The sequence below is a fragment of the Massilia sp. YIM B02769 genome (assembly GCF_030411995.1).
In the GTDB taxonomy this organism is placed as follows: Bacteria; Pseudomonadota; Gammaproteobacteria; order Burkholderiales; family Burkholderiaceae_D; genus Telluria.
Map to the genome: position 1 here is coordinate 305330 of NZ_JASNRC010000005.1, position 20348 is coordinate 325677.

Consider the following 20348-nt stretch of genomic DNA (forward strand, 5'->3'; position numbering starts at 1 on the left):
CCTGTCCATTCCCTGTTGTGCTGCGCGGACCTTGTTTCTACATTGTCCAGCTGTTCAATCACATTGGAAGGACACCGGAATGGCACGACATATGGTTTGGCTCTGCGGCCTGCTGGCCGCCCTGCCCCTTGCTGCCGAAGCGCAAATCGACCTCACCACGCTCGACCGCGGCATGACCGGGCCGCGCGCGCAGGTGCTCGTGCTCGGCACCGTGCACCTGAGCGGCATGCCCGCCAGCTTCAAGCCGGCGGCGCTGGACAGCCTGCTCGAGCGCCTGGCCGCCTGGCGGCCCGAGATCGTCACCATCGAGACCGAACCCGGCGAAGAGTGCGACACGGCCGCGCGTCATCCGGCCAGGTATGGCGCCGACTATTGCGCGTCGACGGCGGCGGCGCGGGCAGCCACCGGGCTGGACGTGCCGGCGGCCCTGGCCGAAGTCGACAAGACGCTCAAGGCCTGGCCAGCCGCGCCGGCCCCTGCCCAGCGGCGGCGCCTGGCAGCGGCCTTCCTGGCGGCGCACGACCCGGCCTCCGGCTACGTGCAGTGGCTGCAGCTGCCGGAAAGCGAGCGCCGCGCCGGCGACGGCCTCGACGCGAAGCTGGTCGACACGCTGGTCAGGATCGCCCAGCGCAACAACGAAAACTACCAACTCGCCGCGCGCCTGGCGGCCCGGCTTGGCCTGCAACGCGTGTACCCGGTCGACAACCATACCGGCGACCGCATGGATGTGCCCGACACGAAGGCCTTTGCGCGTTCGCTGGAAGCAGCCTGGGCGGCGGGCGGCGGAGACGAATGGCAGCAACGCCAGAAACAGGAGGCGATCCTGGGCGCGGCGGACGACCTGCTGCCGCTCTACCGCTACATCAACACGCCCGAGAGCCTGAAGCTGCTGGCCGAGATCAACGTCAGCGCCTCGCTGCGCGCCAGCTCGCGCGACGGCTATCCGCAGATGTTCGTCGCCGGCTGGGAAATCCGCAACCTGCGCATGGTGGCCTATGTGCGCGAGACCTTCCGCGAACGCCCCGGGGCACGGGTGCTGTCGATTGTCGGCAGTTCCCATAAACCCTGGTTCGATGCCTGGCTCGGACAGTTGCAAGGCGTCGATATCGTCGATGTCGCCTCGGTACTCAAGTAAGGCCTCAGCCATGGCCGGGGTCGCGCGCCCCGGCCATGAACAAGATAACAACACACGGTAAGCGAACGCGTGTGCATTTTGTGAATGAAATGAGACAATCTCTCGCAGAAATGTAGGAATCTTCTTACAGAATTGGAAAGTTTCCCTAAAGAATGTGGATGTTCTTGATAGCATTCATCCCATCGTGAAGACAGTTCCTTGGCTCGCGTTGCCGAAGCCTTTCTCACCCTAGCACGTCCATTCCGCTGAACGCTTTTTTTGCGTATGACCATACGCAGGGCATCGTTCGCCCTGAAGAACGGCAGCGGCCGCTTTTGATCTTTAGGTGATATTTCGATGCATTCCATTTCCTTCTCTACCAAGGCCAGGCGCACTGCCATTGCCGAAGTCGTCTTTTTGATGTTGAGCGGCATGAGCGTGGTCGACGCGGCCGCGCAAACGGTCCCGAGTCCGGGCGCGGTCCTCGACTCCACCCGTTCCGCCGCATCCCCGATCCCTGCGCCGAAGAAGGAAAGCAGCCTGGTCCTGCCGGCCGCGCAGGATGCCGCCGCCCTCGACCCGAACGCCGCGCGCACCCAGGTGAACGCCTTCCGCATCGTCGGCAACAAGGAAATCGACGCCGCCACCCTGCACGGCCTGATCGACAGCGAAGCCGGCAAGCCGCTCAACCTGTTCGAGCTGAGCAAGATCGCACGCGTGATCACCGAGTTCTACCGCAGCCACGGCTTCCCGGTCGCGCGCGCCGTGATCCCGGCCCAGAAGGTCGAGAACGGCACGGTCACCATCGAAGTCATCGAAGGCCGCATCGACCGCACCACCTTCACCGGCAACAAGCTCTACAGCACCGAATTCCTGCAGCGCTGGGCCGCGCCGCTGATCGGCAAGACCGTGCAGGTCGCCGCGCTCGAAGAGCGCGTGCTGACGCTGAACGACCTGCCGGGCCTGCAGACCCAGGCGGTCCTGATCCCGGGCCTGGAATACGGCACCACCACCACCGAATTCCTGGCCACGGAAAAGCAGTACGACGGCGAGATCAGCCTGAACAACTACGGCCGCCCGGAAATCGGCCGCACCCGCATCGACGCCAACGCCAACCTAAACAACCCCTTCGGCATCGGCGACCAGCTGGGCGTGCGCACCAGCGTGTCGGAACACGGCCTGCTGAAACTCGGCGGCATCAACTACAGCCTGCCGCTGAACACCGACGGCACCCGCCTGGCGCTGAGCTACACCCACATCCGCTACGGCATCGGCGGCGAGCTGGCCTCGCTCGACATCCAGGGCAAGAGCCAGCTGGCCAGCGCCACCGTGATCCACCCCTTCCTGCGCAGCGCCGCGCAAAACCTGTACGGCACCTTCGCCGTGCGCAGCTTCTCGGGCAAGCAATCGGCCCTCGACGTCGAACTGTCGAAGAGCCGCGTCAGCGTATTCGAAGCCGGCGCCGCCTGGAACCACATCGACGAGCGCTTCAACGTGGCCACCGCCGGCATGCGCGTCTCGACCAACTTCAACCCGTACAAGGAAGAGCACTCGAACGTCGGCCAGAAGTTCAAGATCGACGCCGACGCGAGCTACCTCTACAACCTGGACAGCAGCTGGAGCGTGAAGGCCGCGGGCGCCGCCCAGTGGACCCCGGACACCCTGGCCGACGCGGAAAAATTCAGCCTCGGCGGCCCGACCTCGGTGCGCGGCTATCCGTCGGCCGACGTGCGCGCCGACCGCGGCGTGTTCGCCAGCCTGGAACTGCGCTACCGCACCCAGGTGCTGGGCGCCCCGGGCTATTTCAGCACCTTCGTCGACGGCGGCCACGTGTCGCGCGTTGAACAGGTCGAAGGCCTGCCGAAGTCCTACTCGATCGGCAGCGCCGGCTTCGGCGCCACCTTCTTCCCGACCCGTCAGCTGCAGCTCGACCTCATGGCCGGCACCCCGACCGGCAGCCTCGATCCGAGCGACCTGCGCAAGAACGGCCGCCTGTGGTTCAACCTGACCACGCGCTTCTGATACCGCCGCCGATCCGCATCCCCGAATGTCCATGCCTACGCACACCATGACCAAACATACCGCCACGCCGTCGCACGCCCTGCCGCAACTGAAACCGCTGGTCGCCTCGCTCTTCACCTGGGTCCAGCGCCCGGGCACCCTGGCCCTGACCCTGGGCGCCATGCCGGCGCTCGCGCTGGCCAACATGCCGGCCGGCGGCAAGGTCGTCGCCGGCGCCGCCACCATCAGCATCCCGGACGGCAACCACACCATCATCAACCAGACCAGCGACAAGGCCGTCCTGAACTGGCAATCGTTCTCGATCGGCGAAGGCGGCTACGTCCAGTTCGTCCAGCGCGACGCCAACTCGGTCGCGCTGAACCGCGTGGTCGGCTCCGACCCGTCGGCGATCCTCGGCAACCTGAGCGCCAACGGCCAGATCTTCCTGGTCAACCAGAACGGCATCTTCTTCGGCCACAGCGCCAAGGTTGACGTTGCCGGCATCGTCGCCACCACCCTCGATATCAAGGACGAGGACTTCATGCGCGGCGACTACCGCTTCTCGCGCGGCGCCAACGCGCCGGCGCGCGCCACCGTCATCAACGAAGGCGCCCTGAACGCCAATGGCGGCTACGTCGTGCTGGCCGGCGACTACGCCGCCAACAAGGGCATCGTCCAGGCCCAGTTGGGCACCGTGCTGCTGGCCTCGGGCGATTCGCTGACCCTGCAGATGGCGGGCAGCAGCCTGATCAACTACCAGGTCGACAAGGCCACCGTCGCCCACCTGGCCGGCGTCGAGAACAGCGGCCAGATCCTGGCCAACGGCGGCCGCGTCATCATGACCGCCGACGTCGCCCAGGACCTGGCCTCGACCGTCGTCAACAACTCGGGCCTGATCCAGGCCCAGAGCGCGGTCGAGAAGAACGGCGCGATCTACTTCGAAGGCAATGGCGGCAATGTGGCCAACAGCGGCACCCTGGACGCCTCGGCGCAAGCCGGCGCAAGTGGAGCACATGGCGGCCACGTCGAGATCCGTTCGACCGGCGACATCGCCCATGAAGCAGGCAGCAAGATCGACGTCTCCGGCGCGGCCGAAGGCGTGTCGGACGCCGGCTCGGTGAACACCTGGGCCGACGGCGTCAACCGCTACAAGGAAGGCGCCAGCATTGCCGCACGCGGCGGCGCCCAGGGCGGCAACGGCGGCGACGTCGAACTGTCGGGCAACCAGGTCGTCAACCGCAGCATCGTCGACCTGAGCGCAGCCAAGGGCCAGCTCGGCACCCTGACCCTGGACCCGCTGGCGATCACGGTCGCCGACGGCGCCGGCACGAACACCGAAGACGGCGCGACCATCTACGAACAAAACCTGGAAGCCCAGCTGAAGGTCGGCAACGTCAGCCTGCTGGCCACCGGCCAGGATGCCAGCATCACGGTTGGCGCGCTGTCCGACGGCGTGCTGGACGGCTCGAACAACGGCAGCGGCGGCTCGCTCAGCCTGCGCGCCGAGGGCAGCGGCAATCCGGCCGTGCGCTTCGCCGACAAGACCAATACCATCAAGGTCGACAAGGCCATCTCGATTTCCACCGGCGACCTCGAAGCCCCGGCCAGCGGCACCATCGACGTCGGCCACCTGCAGGCCGGCACCGGCATCGCCCTCGATTCGGGCAGCATCAAGGCGGCCAGCCTGAGTGTCCAGAAAACCATCGCCACCCCGGGCGACACCAGCTACGCGATCAACGCGCGCGCCACCAACGGCGGCATCACCGTCGACGGCGACGTCAAGCTCGACGTCACCAACACCGCGGCCGGCGCCCTGTCGACCACGGTCTCCCTGCGCGCCGACAACGGCGACGTGAACGTGGGCGGCGCCGTGACCTCGAACGCCACCGGCCTGGGCTACTACCACTACAACTGGACCACTGCCGGCAACGACGCCACCACCTACTACGGCGAACAGCCGTGGAGCCTGGTCGGCCAGGGCGACCACCCGATCCTGGCGAACCTGAACATCCAGGCCTCGGGCAGCGTGCGCGCCGGCGCGGTCAACGTGCTCGCCACGGACAAGAACATCGCCTTCGACACCACCCCGGGCGGCTACTGGCAGACCGCCACCGCGACCCAGCACAACTTCTGGCGCGCGACCGGCGCCAAGGCAGCCGCCAGCGTGAGCGCCGGCGCCGACGTGGCCGTGGGCGGCAACGTCAACGTCAAGGCCGACGGCTACGCGACCGCCAGCTACGGCGAGACCGAATCCTGGCGCACGATGGTCGACAACTTCAACTACACCAGCGGCAGCCAGACCGTGGTCACCACCCGCAGCGACGGCAACGGCGGCACCACGCAAACGTCGACCACGAACAACTACAACAACCTGAAGGGCTCGATGAAGGGCGCCGGCGGCGATCGCTACATCTGGAAGTTCGGCCCCTACACCATCATCAACGGCGGCACGGTCCAGGACTATTCGCGTATCGATACCCGTACCGACAGCAGCGGCTCGAGCGCTTCCACCGCCATGTCCTACAGCGGCGTGAGCGGCATGAGCGCGACCCTGAACGTGAACGCCACCGGTTCGGTGGCGATGAACGGCATGGAAGTGCGTTCGACCAACCGCTCGGCAAGCGGCAACGGCACCTTCACCGACGCCAACTGGGGCCGCCAGGACACCGCCGCCAACCTGAACGGCACCGGAGACAGCTTCACGTCGGCCCAGCAGGAAATCGACTACAGCAATGACTTCAGCACCCGCTACACCGCCGCGACGTCGACTGCCACGGCCAACATCAGCGCCGGCGACAATGCCTCGGTCACCATTGGCAACGGCAATGGCGTGAACAACGTCGTCGCCGAGCACACGAAGCTGAATGCCGCCGGCAACAACCTGGCCGGCGCCACGCTCGCCATCACCGCCGGCAGCAACAGCGGCGCCACCGGCAGCGGCCTGGTCAGCATCGCAGGCGGCCTGAATGTAAGCGGCGCGAGCGGCAGCGACGTCAGCCTCAACATCCGCAACTACGACGGCGGCGTCGTGCTGAGCGAAGCCGGCACCAGCGTCACCAACGCCTACAACGGCGCCGACGGCCGCGCCACCGTGCAGAGCGACAGCGCCGCCGTGCAAATGGACGGCATCGCCGTCTCCGGCGGCCGCTCGGCCTGGCTCGACGTGAACGGCGCCACCATCACCGTGGACAAGGCCTCGAGCGCCACGGCAACCGCACCGAACAGCGTCGGCACCGCGCGCATCCGCATGAACGCGGCGGGCGACATTTCGACCGGCGACATCCTTGCCACCTCGGACAAGAACCTGGTCACCCGCGTATCCGAGTACTACAACAACGGCTACGACTACACCGTCGACGGCGGCGCAGCCGCGATCGACGTACGCAGCGCTGCCGGCAGCCTGGACCTGCGCGGCGATGTCAAGGCAAGCGGCAACAAGACCGCCGACGTCAACCTGAATGCGTATGGCGCAGGCGCGACCCTGCGCACCGCCGCCGGCAAGACCGTCAGCGCCAATGCCAACGGCGCCACCTACACCAGCACGGGCTACCAGCGCTACCTGTCGGTGCCGACCTATTCGGCGAACACCACGCTCGGTTCGAACGGCGCCATGACGCTCGGCAGCAGCGTCGAGGCCACGCTCGCCAACCGCAACGGCGCCGCCAGCGTCTACCTGGGCACGACGGGCGGCATCGACGCGGCCATCAGCCAGGCGGCCGGCGCCCGCATCCTGGCCGACGGCAGCAGCGGCAGCGTGGTCCTGCAAGCCGGCAGCGGCGCAGCCTACGGCGCCGCCATTGACCTGCAGGGCAGCATCGCGGCCCAGGGCTCGACCGGCAGCGCCCTGGTCAACGTGACCGCGGCCTCCGGCCTGGTGCACGACTTCGGCGCCAGCTCGCGCGACAGCAATGCTTCGGTGACCGTGAATGCACGCGACGCAGCCGGCAAGCTGACCGTCGACGGCGTCGGCGCCATCAGCGGCAACGGCAACGCCTACAACAGCGCGGCCCTGGCCATGAACGCCGCAGGTGCGCTCGATGCCGGCGCCATGCGCGCCACGGTTACCAACGTCAACACCGGCGCCAGCGCCGGCGCCACCGCCAACCTGGGTAGCGCCAACGGCGACCTGCAGCTCGGTTCGCTCGCCGTCAGCGGCGCCAAGACCGCGACCGCCATGGCGATCTCCAGCGGCAACCTGGACGCTTTCGGCGACGTTACCGCCAGCGCGAACGCGGCATCGGGCAATGCCCTGGTATCGCTGAACGCCAGCGGCGCCATGGACCTGGACGCCGACGCGTCGGCGGCGGCCACCGCCAACGGCAACCTGGGCAACGCCAGCGTCAACCTGAGCGCCGCAACCGGCATGACCCTCGACGGCGACTTGGGCGCGACCGCGGTCGGCAACGGCCAGGCCAACGTCGTCGCCAACACCGTCGCCGCCGGCTCGGTACTGGCGCAAGGCGCGGACAGCGTCATCAGCGCCAATGGCGCCCAGAGCGGCAGCATCAGCCTGACGGCGGGCAACGCCAACAACGGCGCCTTCGATCTGCAGGGCGACCTGCGCGCCCGCGCCAACAGCGGCGCCGCCGGCATCGTGGTGAACGGCACATCCGGCACGGTCCACGACTTCAGCGCCGTCTCCACCGGCGCTGTGGCCACGGTCAGCATCAACGCCCTGAACGGCGACCTGGCCCTGACCGGCGACGCCAGCCTCGCCGGCCTCAATGGCGCCACCCTGAACGCGGGCGCCAGCCGCGCCCTGGACGTGAGCGGCAACCTGGCCGCATCGGCCAGCGGCGCCAATGCGCTGGCCCAGGTCAACCTGAGCGCCCTGGGCGGCACGCTGGCAGTGGAAGCCGGCGCCAGTGCGGCCGCCAGCGCCACCGGCAGCGCCGGCCGCGCCGACCTGAATGTCACCTCCACCGGCGCCATGACCGCCAACGGCGACCTGCGCGCCAATTCGCTGTCGGGCGAGGCCAGCGTCGACCTGGCGACCCTCGGCGGCACGGCTGCCGGGATTACCCAGGGCGCCAGCTCGACCATCGCCGCCAGCGGCAACCGCGGCACGGTCGGCATCAACGCCGGGGATACCCTCCCGAACGGCGCCACCGGCGCCGCCTATGCGCTCGCCGGCGACATCCAGGCGCGCGGCACGCTCGGCACCGCCGCCATCGCGGTCAACGGCAGCGGCGGTTCGGTGCACGACTTCAGCGCGCAATCGGCCAACGGCAACGCCACGGTCACCTTGCGTGCCCTGGCACCCGCAGGCGCCCTGGCGCTCGACGGCGCCGGCAGCGTCCGCGCCAACGTCAATGCCGTCAGCGGCGCCCTGCTGAATGCAAGCGCCGCCAGCCTCGATACCGGCGCGGCCAGTCTGGCCATTACCAACCTCAGCGCCGGCGCCACGGCCAGCGCGCGCGCCGACCTGGGCGGTGCGACGCTCACCCTTGGCGACATCGCCGTGGGCGGCAACGCCGCCATCCTGAACGCCGCCGCCGACAACAGCCTGGCCGTGACCGGCGCCCTGTCGACGGCAGCCAACGGCGCCAACGGCGCGGCCCAGACCATCGTCGCCGCCCAGGGTGTTCTCACCGTGGACGCGGGCGCCAGCGTGGCAGCGAGCGCCAGCCGCAACCTGCAGGCCGGTCTGGCATCGGCCACCGTCACCGTCTCCGGCGCCCAGGGCGTGACCCTGGACGGCAACCTGAGCGCCAGCGCAGGCGGCTACGCCGGCATCGATGTCGCGGCAGCGAACGGCAGCCTGGCCCTGAACGCGGACCAGACCGCCGCGGCGGACCGCAGCGCCAGCATCGCCAACCGCGCCATGAATGGCGGCCTGACCCAGGCTGCCGGCAGCACCCTGCACAGCAGCGCGCTGGACGGCGGCGCCGACATCGTCCTGAACAGCCTGGACGCGATGCGGATCGCCGGCAAACTGACCGCGGCGGCCACCGCCGACGGCAGCGCCGGCGGCATCCACACCGGCAGCGCCACGATCGGCATCGCTACCACCGGCGGCGCCCTGGCCGGCATCACCCAGGACGCCGGCAGCACGATCGAGGCGATCGGCCAGGCCGCCCGCCTGTCCGTGAATGCGGGCAGCGCCTTCCCGGCCGGCGACATCGCGAATGCCGCCGCCTTCAGCCTGAACGGCAGCCTGCGCGCCATCGACGACATCGGCGGCTCCAGCCTGGACATCGCCGGCGCGGCGGGCAATGTGCACGACTTCACGGTCGCGGCAGCGAATGCCTCGGCCAACGCCACGATCACCGCCCTTTCCGGCGACCTGGTCCTGGACGGCGCGGGCAGCGTCAGCGCCAACGGCAGCGCCACGCTGCTGGCGGAAGCGGCAGGCGCGCTCGATGCCCGCAACGCCAATATCGCCGTAACCAGCACCGGCAACGACGGCATGGACTACGCCGACGCTTCGCTGGCGGCCTACGGCGGCGACATCCAGCTGGGCCAGGCGGCGGTCAGCGCCAACGGCGGCACGGCCGGACTGTATGCTTCGGCCAGCGGTGCGCTTGCCGTATCGGGCAATGCCAGCGCCCGCTCGACGGCGAGCGACGCCATGGTCGATCTGTCGACCACCGGCGGCGTTGCATCGACCATCACCCAGGATGGGGGCACGGCCATCGTGGCAGACGGCGCCAGCGGCGCGGTCAAGTTCCACGCTGGCAACATGAAGTACGGTAACTACGCGGCGGTGACGCTGGACGGCGACGTCCAGGCGCATGCCACTACCGGCAGCGCCGAGCTCGTCATTAGCGGCGCCAGCATGACGCTGAACGACTTCAGCGCGGCCTCGACCGGCGGCAGCGCCTTTGTCGCGATCGAGACCCTGGCTGCGGACGGCCACGTGGTCATGAACGGCAACGGCAGCGCGTCCGGCGCCACCTCGGCCGAGCTGAACGCCACGTCGTCCGGCAACATCGCTGTCAACGGCCGCCAGAGCGTCTACGCTTCCGGCACCAATGGCGATGCACGCGTGGTGCTGGATGCCGCCGGCTCGGCCAGCGTCGCGGCGGGCGGCGTGGTCAACGTGACCGGCGCCAGCGCCAGCATGGACATCGATGCCGATGGCAGCATCGGCATCGCGGGCAGCCTGAACGCTGTCGGCAACAACGCCGGCATCGACTTGCTGGCCGCCAGCGGCAACGTCGTCCTGGACGGCAGCCTGGCCACGCAAGGCGGCGAGCGCGGCGCCATCGGCGTGCGTGCACAGGACGGCAGCCTGACCCAGGCCGGCACCCTGCGCAGCGGTGCAAGCGCCGGCGTGGCCCAGGTCGACCTGTCGAGCAAGGGCGCGATGACGATCAGCGGCCAGGTGAGCGCAGCCGCCACGCTGGACGGCACGGTCGACGGCGCCCATACCGGCGCGGCCCTGGTCGGCCTCACCACCAATGGCGGCGCGAGCGCCACGGTCGTGCAGTCGGCCGGCAGCACCATCGCGGCCGTCGGCCGCTCGGCGCGCCTGGACGTCAAGGCTGGCAGCAGCAGCCCGTTCGAGAGCACCAGCCGCAGCGCCGCCTTCGAACTGGACGGCACCCTGCGCGTCATCGACGCCATCGGCGGCTCCAGCCTCGACATCGCCGGCGCCTCGGGCCGCGTGCACGACTTCAGCGTCGGTGCAGCCGATTCGACCGCCAGCGCCAACATCGCCGCGGTGAACGGCGACCTGGTGCTGAACGGCGCCGGCACGGTTGCCGGCAACAGCAACCGCGGCGCGGGCGCCAGCCTGAACGTCTCGGCTTCGGGCACGCTCGACACCTCGGCCGCCGTGCTGACAGTCGCCAACGCCAGCAACGGCGACAGCGCGGGCGCACAGGCCGTGCTGCAAGCCGGCGCCAGCGCCGTGCTGGGCCGCGTCGACGTGAGCAGCGTCCGTGCGTCGGTGCTCGACGTGACGGCCAACGGCCGGATCGACGCGACCACCGTTCTCGCTTCGACCGCAAGCGGTGTCGGCGGCAACGCCGGGGTCTCGCTGGCGGCGGGCGGCCTGGCCAACGTCGCGGCGAACGGCAGCGTGCAGGCCGGCGCCGCCAACGGCGCGGCCAAGCTGGCCGTGTCCGGCAACGCCGGGGTGAACCTGGACGGCCAACTCGACGCCAACGGCGCCGAGGCCCATATCGAGCTCGCTTCGGCAGCCGGCGCCATCGCGCTGAACGCCAATGTGAACGCCCTCGCCAGCCAGCAGGCCGGCATCGACGTGCAGGCCCAGGGCGGCACGCTGACCCAGGCCGCCGGCACCACGATCGCAGCCGGCGCCACCTTCGGCGCGGCCGAGGTCGACCTGTCGAGCAGTGGCGCGCTGGCGATCAACGGCAAGATCCTTGCCGCCGCCACCGCCGACGGCACGGCAGGCGGCGCCCACACCGGCGCCGCCCTGATCGGCATCACCACCACTGGTGGCGCGGCATCAAGCATCAGCCAGTCGCAGGCGAGCAGCATCGAGGCCGTCGGCCGCGCGGCACGCCTGGCGATCAACGCCGGCAACGCCAACCCGGGCGACGACGTGACGCAGGCCGCCGCCTTCAAGCTCGACGGTACCCTGCGCGCCATCGACGACATCGGCGGTTCGAGCCTGCAGATCGCCGGCGCCTCGGGCAGCGTGCACGACTTCACGGTCGCCGCAGGGGATTCGACTGCCAAGGCCAGCATCACGGCCGTGAGCGGTAACCTGGTCCTCGACGGCAAGGGCGAGGTCAGCGGCGCCGACGCCACGCTGGACGCCAGCGCCGCCGGCAAGCTGGACGTAGTGAACGCCCTGGCCGTGAGCGGCAAGGCCGACGCCGGCATCGAGCTGGCGGGCCAACAGGGCGTGACCCTGGGCGCCGCGCTGAACGCGAGCGCCGACCGGGCCTACATCGACGTCAGCGCCGCCAGCGGCAACGTCGCCCTGAACAGCGCCGTGACGGCACTGGGCGGGGACCGCGCCTCGGTGGCCGTGCAGGCCCTGAACGGCAGCCTGACCCAGGCCGCCGGCACCGCGATCACGGCCGGCGCCACTGCCGGCGTGGCCGAGGTCGACCTGTCGAGCAGCGGCGCGCTGGCGATCAACGGCAAGATCCTTGCCGCTGCCACCGCCGACGGCACGGCAAACGGCGCTCATACCGGCGCCGCCCTGGTCGGCATCACCACCACCGGTGGCGCCGCGGCCGGCATCAGCCAGTCGCAGGCGAGCAGCATCGAGGCCGTCGGCCGCGCCGCACGCCTGGCGATCAACGCCGGCAACGCCAACCCTGGCGACGACGTGATAAAAGCAGCTGCCTTCAGGCTCGACGGCACCCTGCGCGCCATCGACGAAATGGGCGGTTCGAGCCTGCAGATCGCCGGCGCCTCGGGCAGCGTGCACGACTTCACGGTCGCCGCAGCGGGCGCCACGGCGCACGCCGACATCGCCGCCGTCAACGGCGACCTGGTCTTGCGCGGCACTGGCAGCGTGAGCGGCAATGCCAACGCGCTCGATGGCGCCAGCCTGACGCTGTCGGCCTCGGGTTCGCTCGACACCACCGGCACAACACTGAAAGTGGTCAACGTGAACAGCGGCGACGAAGCCGGCGCCCAGGCAGTCCTGCTGGCGTCGACCGGCGCGGCCAAGCTGGGCGTGGCGAAAGTCACGGCCCAGGGCGGCGGCACGGCAAGCTTCGCCGCTACCGCCGGCACCACGCTGGTGGCGACCGCCAAGCTCGACGCCGCGAACCTCGGCCTGGGCACGGCGGCCGGCAATGCGCTGGTCAAGCTGAACACCACCGGCAAGACCGGCGTCACCAGCACCATCACCCAGGACAGCGGCGCCACCATCACGGCCGCAACGAAGGGCAATGCGGGCAACGCCACGGTCGACATCCAGGCCGGCAACTGCTGCAACTCGGCGGTTACGCTGAACGACACGGTGAAAGCCGTGGTGGACGGCGGCACCGGCAGCGCGACGATCGCCGCGCGCGGCGCCACCGTGACCGTGAAGGACCTGACGGCCAACGTGCTGGCGGCAGGCACCGGCAACACCATGGTGTCGCTGGCGGCGCCGACCGAAGTCAAGCTGGCCGGCACCATCGACAGCCAGGCAGCGGCCAGCACGGCGCGTGCCCAGGTGCAGCTGGTGTCGGACAAGCTGACCGACGGCGCGACGTTCAAGCTGTCGAAAGGCAATGGCCACGTGCAGCTGACGCCGTTCAGCACCGGCAAGATCATCGGTGTGCACTCGGACAAGGACTTCGACGAAACCGCCGACGTGAACTACAACCTGTTGACCCTGAAGAAATTCATGACCCAGGGCGCCGAGCTGCGCTTCGGCGGCGAGTTCGACCGTTCGGCCTGGCTCGACCCGGTGACGGGCGAAGTCTGCCTGCCGGGCATGGAAGCCTGGGCCAGCCAGTTGCAGCACACTGGCGCGATCCACGTGGCAGGCAACGGCCGCCTGAACCTGGGCGACGTGAAGATGGTGTTCGATACCACGGGCACCACCACCTACCACGATCCGAAGATGAGCGCCTGGAGCGTGCCGACCGGCCGCGTCGCCACCCTGGTGGTTCCGCCAAGCAACGTCGACCGTTACCTGGACCGTACCGACAACACCGTTCAGAACATGAACAAGGTGGTGCAGGACACCACGGCCATGACCCGTTCCTCGGGCGCGGTCGAGGCCGGCCAGCCGGCGCCGCGCGGCACGCAGATCGGCGGCAAGCTGTTCATGGACGGTAACGGTGTTAACATGGCACGCAACGACGCTGCCGAGGGCAGCCAGGCCGATGCGCAAGGTCCGGAAAGCAAGAGCCGTCAAAACGGCGACAGCACCGAGCAGTAATCCTCGCGCTTCTTCCTCGACATGAGGATGACTCCGGCCCCTGATGGGGCCGGTTTTTTTTCAGGAACCCGCATATGCAGCAAGAAACCAGCAGCCTGTCCATCACCCCTCCGTTCGGCTACGGCGCAGTCGTGCCAGTCCTCAACAGCCAGCGCATCCGTCCGGCAGCCGGCCTGGTGCCGCCGGCCCTGCGCCGCACCAATGCGATTCCGGTCACCATGGCCGAGATCGGCCCGGCCAGCCGTCATTACCCGGTGATCTTCGCCAGCGCCGACAACGGCCAGAGCTTCGGCGTGGTGGCCCTGGTCGGCCTGGCCAACAACGAAAACCTGTTCGTCAGCCCGAGCAACACCTGGGTCGACGGCGTCTACCAGCCGGCCTACCTGCGCCGCTATCCCTTCTGCATGGCCACCGTCAGCCAGGGCGGCCAGCAGCAGGACGAGCGCATCGTCTGCGTGGCCAGCGAAGCGCTGGACGACGCCAACGGCCAGCCCCTGCTCGACGCCGAGGGCAAGAACCAGCCCTGGTGGGACAGCCAGCGCCACCTGGTGCTGGAATACGAAGCCGACCTGATCCGGACCCAGCAGATGTGCGACCTGCTGGCGAAGCTGGATGTGCTGCGTCCCTTCGGCGCCCAGGCGATTTCGAAGAGCGGCGCCATTACCAACCTGGCCGGCATGTACCGCGTGGAAGAGCAATTGCTGGAACGCCTGAAGGCCGACGACCTGCGCATGCTGATCGGCAAAGGCGTCATGAGCCGCCTGTATGCGCACATGATTTCGCTCGACAACCTGGGCGCCCTGCTCGACCGCCAGCCGGCCTGACCATGAGCTACGACCTGATGGTATTCGCGCCCGAAGCGGCGCCACGCAAACGCGCCGCTTTCCTCGACTGGTACGAGGCCCAGACCGAGTGGCCGGAAGAGCATGGCTACGACGACCCGGCCCTGGCCGCACCTGCGCTGCAAGCCTTTTATGCCGAGCTGAGCCAGGAGTTCGCGCCGGTATCGGGCGACACGCCGGAGGAGCTGGAAAGCGGCGCCGACTACACGATTGCGCGCGACCTGATCTATATTTCCTTCCTCGACTGGGACAAGATCGACCAAGCGCACGAGACGGTGTACCGGCTGGCTGCCAAGCATGCGTTGGGGTTTTTCGATGTGAGTTCGGATATTGCCGAGGTTTGGCTGCCGGATAACAAGGATGGGTTGCGGGTGGCGCACTCGGATTAGCGGTGCTTGAGTAACCGTACAATGGTGGATCCGAGAGGTATCGACACAGATTCTTTTCAAACCTGTGTTATCGGTCCCGACTCTGTACGAACGGAGGCTTCGGGGAAGCCAAATGATTAGCCTTAGACCGGATCCCATTTGGTACGCTAAAGCCGAAATCGCTACGACTTTAGAATGCCGAGTAGTCGCGCACTCATTAGTCACATCCTAGCAGAACCATTATACATTTAGCAGGGGATAAATTGCATATCTTCGTAGACGAGTCCGGCACATTCACTCAATCCGGCGAGCTTAACTCTTGGTGTATAGTCGCGGCTTATGTCGTTCCTGAACATCGCCGGCGGCATATCGAAGGACTTATGAAGAAGGTCAACCTCCTTAATAAAGGCGCGGAGACGAAGCTTAAACATTTCAGTGAAGACCAATATATTTGGTTTCTCCGAGAATTAGTCAAACTTGATGGATTAGCGTTTGCTGTAGCTGTCGACGTAGGCTTACATCGGCGCGAACAAGTTGAGATCCATCGAGATATGCAGGCTACTAAAGTGATCGAGCACCAGAATAAAATGATCCACGAATCAGGACGGCGAGCAGTCCTTGATTTATCTAAACAGATTCAGTCACTTCCAGCTCAACTTTACACACAATTGGTGTGCCAGGTAGTTTTGTTTCAGCAGATTATAGCGAGCAGCACGCTCTACTTTGTGCAACGTCATCCGTCAGCCTTGGCTAATTTTAGATGGCAACTGGATCAAAAGGCACAGGTACCTACCCAATATGAGGACGCATTCTACAAAATTCTACCGGCGCTACTACAGACGAGCTCATTTAACGACCCAATGATCAGTTTAAAAGAGGCAGACTACAGCCATTTTTCAAAATATATTTACCAACCTGACCAGATACCTTCATATTTAAAAGACACCTACGGCATCGAAATTAACAGTGGTATCGACATCGGGAAAATTATTCGCGAAAATTTCCGGCTCGTGAATTCAGCTGATACCCCTGGGATTCAGGTTGCAGACCTGCTAGCGAGCGGGATACGACGTCTGCTCCGTAATGGGTTCGAAAAAAAAGATCAAATAGCGCATCTTATCGGCGCAAATTTTGTGCAGTCTATAAACAATGAAACACCAGTTAAATTGATAAGTCTTGACCAATCTGCCAGTACGGATAATGAAGTCGCTAGAGTACTGAATATAATGGGCCGCAGTGCAAAACCTATGGTAGCCTAGGCGCCCCAGGACAGCCGCCACTACTCATCCTCGATCACGACTAAATTGATAACAAATTAAAAGTAGGCGCACCGCTCGCAGTTAGGGATTAACTCGTTTCACCGGCGCTTAAGCCACTATCTGCTTCCGCTACAATTCTATAGTTGATCTCTCTCGGTTATAAATTAGCTAAAAGCTCCTAACAAAACATCTCGTAATATCGCCATTTATGGCAGAGCCTTTGCCCGAGTCCTTTTGCGGCATATCTGAGGCTTGGGCCGTGTTGGCGGTCCGAACCTCATCTGCATCGTCGGAAGATGTCGAGAAAATTATCGCGCCCTGATACTGCTCCGTGGCGGATCCACGCAACAGACAAACGCTCCATTACATGGCATCATGGCGGGTTTTCCCATCAGCAACTGACCATGTCCGCCGCAGTTCGCCTACTTGTTTTCCTGTCCATCCTCTTCTTCAGCGCAGTCGGCCGCGCCGAGGACACCGCACCCGCCCTGCCCGCCACCCCGGCCGCCGTCGCCACCGCACCGCTGAACGTCGGCGCCCGCACCATCTTCGTGTTCCGCTCCAGCCTGGCCGGCTTCCCGCCCCAGGACCGCGCAGACGGCGCCCGCAAGCGGCTCGACAAGGCGATTGCCGCCGGCGGGCCGCAGCACGCCAGCACGCGCTCGATCGGCGAAGGCACGCAAGTCATGCTGGACGGGAAGCTGCTGTTCCTGGTCACCCCGAACGACGTCAACGCCCTGGCCGGCGACACCACCGAGGAAGCCGCGCAGGAAGCCGCCGCCACCCTGAACCGCGTGCTGCAGGAACGGCGCGAACAGGCCAGCCCGCGCGCCCTGCTGATCGCCGGCGCCTGGTGCCTGGCCGCCACGCTCGGCTACTGGCTGGTGCTCCGCAGCCTGGGCATCCTGCACCGCCGCGTGCGCGCCTTTACCAAGCGCTCGGTCAGCCGCAAGCTCGAGCAGGTGCGCTTCCGCAACGTCGCCGTGCTCGACGCCGACTACATCGTACGCTTCCTCCGCCAGCTCGCCGGCCTGCTGCTGTGGGCGCTGCGCCTGTTCGCCACCTTCCTGTGGGCGACCTTCCTGCTCGGGCACATCCCGTATTTCCACGACTGGGGCGACCGCCTGCGCGACTACCTGGTCGCCACCGGCTTCGACGTCCTGGCCGGCATCGGCCGCGCCCTGCCCGGCCTGCTGGTCGTCGCCCTGATCGCGCTGCTGGCGCGCATGGCCATCCGCACCGCCGGCTCGATCCTGAAGCGCGTGGAAAGCGGCGAACTCGAAGTCGGCTGGCTCGACCAGGACACGGCGCCGCCCACGCGCCGCCTGGTAAACGTCGCCATCGTGCTGTTTGCGCTGGCGATGGCCTATCCGTATCTGCCGGGTTCGCACACCGCCGCCTTCCAGGGCGTGACCGTACTGGCCGGTATCATGGTGTCGATCGGCGGCTCCAGCCTGGTGGCGCAAGGCGCCTCCGGCCTGATCCTGATGTACACCCGCACCCTGCGCAAGGGAGAATACGTGCGCATCGGCGAGGCCGAAGGCACGGTGGTGGAACTGGGCATGTTCGAGACGCGCCTGCGTACCGGCCTCGGCGCCGAGATCTCGCTGCCGAACGCGCTGGTGCTGTCGAACACGACCCGGAATTTCTCGCGCACCGGCGTGGAGGATGGCTTTGCCGTCGAGGCGGCGGTGACCGTGGGCTACGACACGCCCTGGCGCCAGGTGCACGCGCTGCTGCTGCAGGCTGCGCGCGATGCCCAGGGCATCCTGGCCGAGCCGGCGCCTTTCGTCGCGCAGACGGCCTTGTCGGACTTCTATATCGCCTACCGGCTGGTGGCGCAGTCGCATGTGGCGAATCCGCATGAGCGGGTGGCGCTGCAAAGCCGCCTGCACGGGCGCATCGTGGACGAGTTCAACCGCCATGGCGTGCAACTGACCTCGCCGCACTACATGCAGGAGCCGGCCAGCTCGCATGTGGTCGCGCCGGGCGCCTGGACACCCGCGCCGGCCAGGGAAGCCCAGGCAGCGGAGTAAGCAGGCGGGTGGCGCGGAATTTTATCGCCTGGCGGAAACTTGTTGGCTATACTTGCCGTATAACCAACGAGTCCAGCAATGCGCCCTCTCTGCCTACTCCTCTTGCTGTTGCCGGCCCTCGCATCGGCAGCACCCGCTGCGCCGGCTGCCAATGCGCCGGATCAGTATGCGCCGAAATTTGCCCGGATTACCCAGCCGGCCGAAATCCTGTCCTGGGACCTGTGTCCGAAGCCGGGGTATCCGCGCGCATCGATCCGCAACGAAGAGACGGGCGTGGTCACGCTCGGTTTCACGGTGGCGGCAAGCGGCCACCTGCTGGGCGCCACGGTGGCGCGCAGCTCGGGTTTCCCCAACCTCGACAACGCCGCCTATGCCGCGCTGACGCGCTGCCGCTTCCGTCCCGCCAGCCTCGACGGTCAGCCGGTGCAGGCTTCCATGCAGGTGCAATACGTATGGACACTCGATTGATGCGCGCCCTGATCTTCTGCCTGCTGGCCGCATCCGGCAGCGCCGTTGCACAACTGCCCCCCGCCGGCGCCATCGTCTGCGACACGCCGGTCTACCAGGTCGACCCGGATGGCCTGGCGCGCGCGAGGCAGGCGTTGGACACCGCCAGGGCCGCGCCCGGCCCGCACGACCTGGCCCTCGCCGCCGCCCAGGCCGACCTCGCCTTTGCCACCGCGCGCCAAAGCGGACCGCAGCCGCAGCGCGATGCCAACCGCAAGGCGGCGCTCGACCTGGCCGAGCGCGCAGGGGCGACCTGGAAAGCGGCCCCTGCGAGCGCCGCCCTGGCCCAGGAAATCCTGCGGCGCGGACGCACGGCGCGCGCTGCCGCCCACTGCCCGCTCGCCCTGAACCTGCTGGAGTCGGCGCTGGCCGTGGCCGACAAGACCGGCGGCGCCAACGATCCGGTGTCCTTGTCCGTGGCGCGCGAGCTGATGCTGCTGGCCACCGCAATGGGCGACGACCCGACAGTCAACGCGCTGGCGCCGCGCCTGTTCGCCGCGCTGGATGCGGACCCGGCGCCATTCGACGGCATCAACTACAACGCCTACCTGGCTGCCACGGACCATTACTACCGCAGCGAAGACCACGAGCGCGCCGAAGCACTGGTGAACCGCTTGATCGACAAGGCCAAGGCAAGCGGCGCGGATGCACTCAAGCTGCGCCGCCTCGATTTCGAGCGCGCCAGTATCTATTATGCCCAGGGGCGCTACCGGGAGGCCGAAGCGCTGGCGGCGCTGGCCGACCGTCCGCAGGCCAAGCCCGATGGCCTGCGCGCCGACCTGGCGCGCGTGGAAGAGGACATGGCCGTCCAGGTGCGCAGCGGACGCCTGCAGGCGGCGCTGGCCACGGGCGAAGCCCAGCTGCCGCGCCTCGAAGCCGGACGCGCGGCCAGCGCGGCGGCCTTGCAGGCAGCCGAAGCCGACTGGGAAGCGGCAAAGAAAGAAGGAAAGCGCGACGCGATGGCCGCGGCCAGGACCCGCTACGCGACGGCGCGGCGCGATGGGACCATCTGGCAGCTAGGGCTGGCGGGCATGGAGAGCTACGTCGGCGAGGTGCAGCATGCGCTTGGCCGCCTCGATCTGGCGCTGCCGCTGTACGAAAAGGCGCTCGACCATTATCCGGCCGCCGGCGGCGCCAACGTCTACGACATCGAGCGCGTGCGCGCCGACATGGCGCTGGTCTACCGCGCCCGCGGCGACACGGCCCGCGCCCTGGCGTTGCAGCAGCAGGTGAAGCAGGCCTTGCTGCCGCTGCTCGGCGCCCGGCATCCCGATGTGCTGGAAGCCGAGGCGCAGATCGCGCAGCTGAGCAACCCCACCCCGGAACCGGCCCCGGCGCCCGCCACCCCGCCGCAGCGCAAAAAATAAGGGCCGGCGCGGTGCCTGTGCACCGGCCGGCCCCGTTTGGAGCGAAC

Annotated in this window: 9 protein-coding genes; all 9 read left to right on the forward strand. The window is 67.5% G+C overall.

All coding sequences use genetic code 11. From position 1 onward, the window contains the following. Positions 1 to 79: 79 nt before the first annotated feature. Positions 80 to 1135, forward strand: a complete 1056-nt coding sequence (locus QPK31_RS10435; protein ID WP_290422867.1) for a DUF5694 domain-containing protein — start codon at positions 80 to 82, stop codon at positions 1133 to 1135. Positions 1136 to 1471: 336 nt separating this feature from the next. After that, on the forward strand, positions 1472 to 3136 hold the full coding sequence (locus QPK31_RS10440) for a ShlB/FhaC/HecB family hemolysin secretion/activation protein (RefSeq protein WP_290422868.1): 1665 nt from the start codon (positions 1472 to 1474) through the stop codon (positions 3134 to 3136). A gap of 46 nt (positions 3137 to 3182) precedes the next feature. Continuing rightward, complete coding sequence (locus QPK31_RS10445; RefSeq protein ID WP_290422869.1) at positions 3183 to 13922, forward strand: filamentous hemagglutinin N-terminal domain-containing protein; 10740 nt, start codon at positions 3183 to 3185, stop codon at positions 13920 to 13922. A gap of 74 nt (positions 13923 to 13996) precedes the next feature. Continuing rightward, positions 13997 to 14746, forward strand: a complete 750-nt coding sequence (locus QPK31_RS10450; protein ID WP_290422870.1) for a SapC family protein — start codon at positions 13997 to 13999, stop codon at positions 14744 to 14746. 2 nt (positions 14747 to 14748) lie between these two features. Beyond that, positions 14749 to 15153: a hypothetical protein gene (locus QPK31_RS10455; protein ID WP_290422871.1), complete on the forward strand. Its 405-nt coding sequence runs from the start codon at positions 14749 to 14751 to the stop codon at positions 15151 to 15153. Positions 15154 to 15395: 242 nt separating this feature from the next. After that, positions 15396 to 16391, forward strand: a complete 996-nt coding sequence (locus tag QPK31_RS10460) for a DUF3800 domain-containing protein (RefSeq protein WP_290422872.1) — start codon at positions 15396 to 15398, stop codon at positions 16389 to 16391. A gap of 404 nt (positions 16392 to 16795) precedes the next feature. Then, entirely contained in the window at positions 16796 to 18427 is a 1632-nt protein-coding gene (locus QPK31_RS10465; protein ID WP_290422873.1) for a mechanosensitive ion channel family protein, read from the forward strand. Between the two features lie 78 nt (positions 18428 to 18505). Continuing rightward, positions 18506 to 18895, forward strand: a complete 390-nt coding sequence (locus QPK31_RS10470) for an energy transducer TonB (protein WP_290422874.1) — start codon at positions 18506 to 18508, stop codon at positions 18893 to 18895. Further along, the gene (locus QPK31_RS10475) at positions 18880 to 20301 is read left to right on the forward strand and encodes a tetratricopeptide repeat protein (RefSeq protein WP_290422875.1); all 1422 of its coding nucleotides are present in this window, start codon (positions 18880 to 18882) and stop codon (positions 20299 to 20301) included. The genes QPK31_RS10470 and QPK31_RS10475 overlap by 16 nt, the downstream gene beginning before the upstream one ends. Positions 20302 to 20348 lie beyond the last annotated feature (47 nt).

Excerpts from the sequence above, each read along its gene's own strand:
- QPK31_RS10445 (WP_290422869.1), top strand. The coding sequence starts at position 3,183 with ATGACCAAACATACCGCCACGCCGTCGCACGCCCTGCCGCAACTGAAA.
- QPK31_RS10440 (WP_290422868.1), top strand. The coding sequence starts at position 1,472 with ATGCATTCCATTTCCTTCTCTACCAAGGCCAGGCGCACTGCCATTGCC.
- QPK31_RS10470 (WP_290422874.1), top strand. The coding sequence starts at position 18,506 with ATGCGCCCTCTCTGCCTACTCCTCTTGCTGTTGCCGGCCCTCGCATCG.
- QPK31_RS10475 (WP_290422875.1), top strand. The coding sequence starts at position 18,880 with ATGGACACTCGATTGATGCGCGCCCTGATCTTCTGCCTGCTGGCCGCA.
- QPK31_RS10435 (WP_290422867.1), top strand. The coding sequence starts at position 80 with ATGGCACGACATATGGTTTGGCTCTGCGGCCTGCTGGCCGCCCTGCCC.
- QPK31_RS10450 (WP_290422870.1), top strand. The coding sequence starts at position 13,997 with ATGCAGCAAGAAACCAGCAGCCTGTCCATCACCCCTCCGTTCGGCTAC.
- QPK31_RS10465 (WP_290422873.1), top strand. The coding sequence starts at position 16,796 with ATGTCCGCCGCAGTTCGCCTACTTGTTTTCCTGTCCATCCTCTTCTTC.
- QPK31_RS10455 (WP_290422871.1), top strand. The coding sequence starts at position 14,749 with ATGAGCTACGACCTGATGGTATTCGCGCCCGAAGCGGCGCCACGCAAA.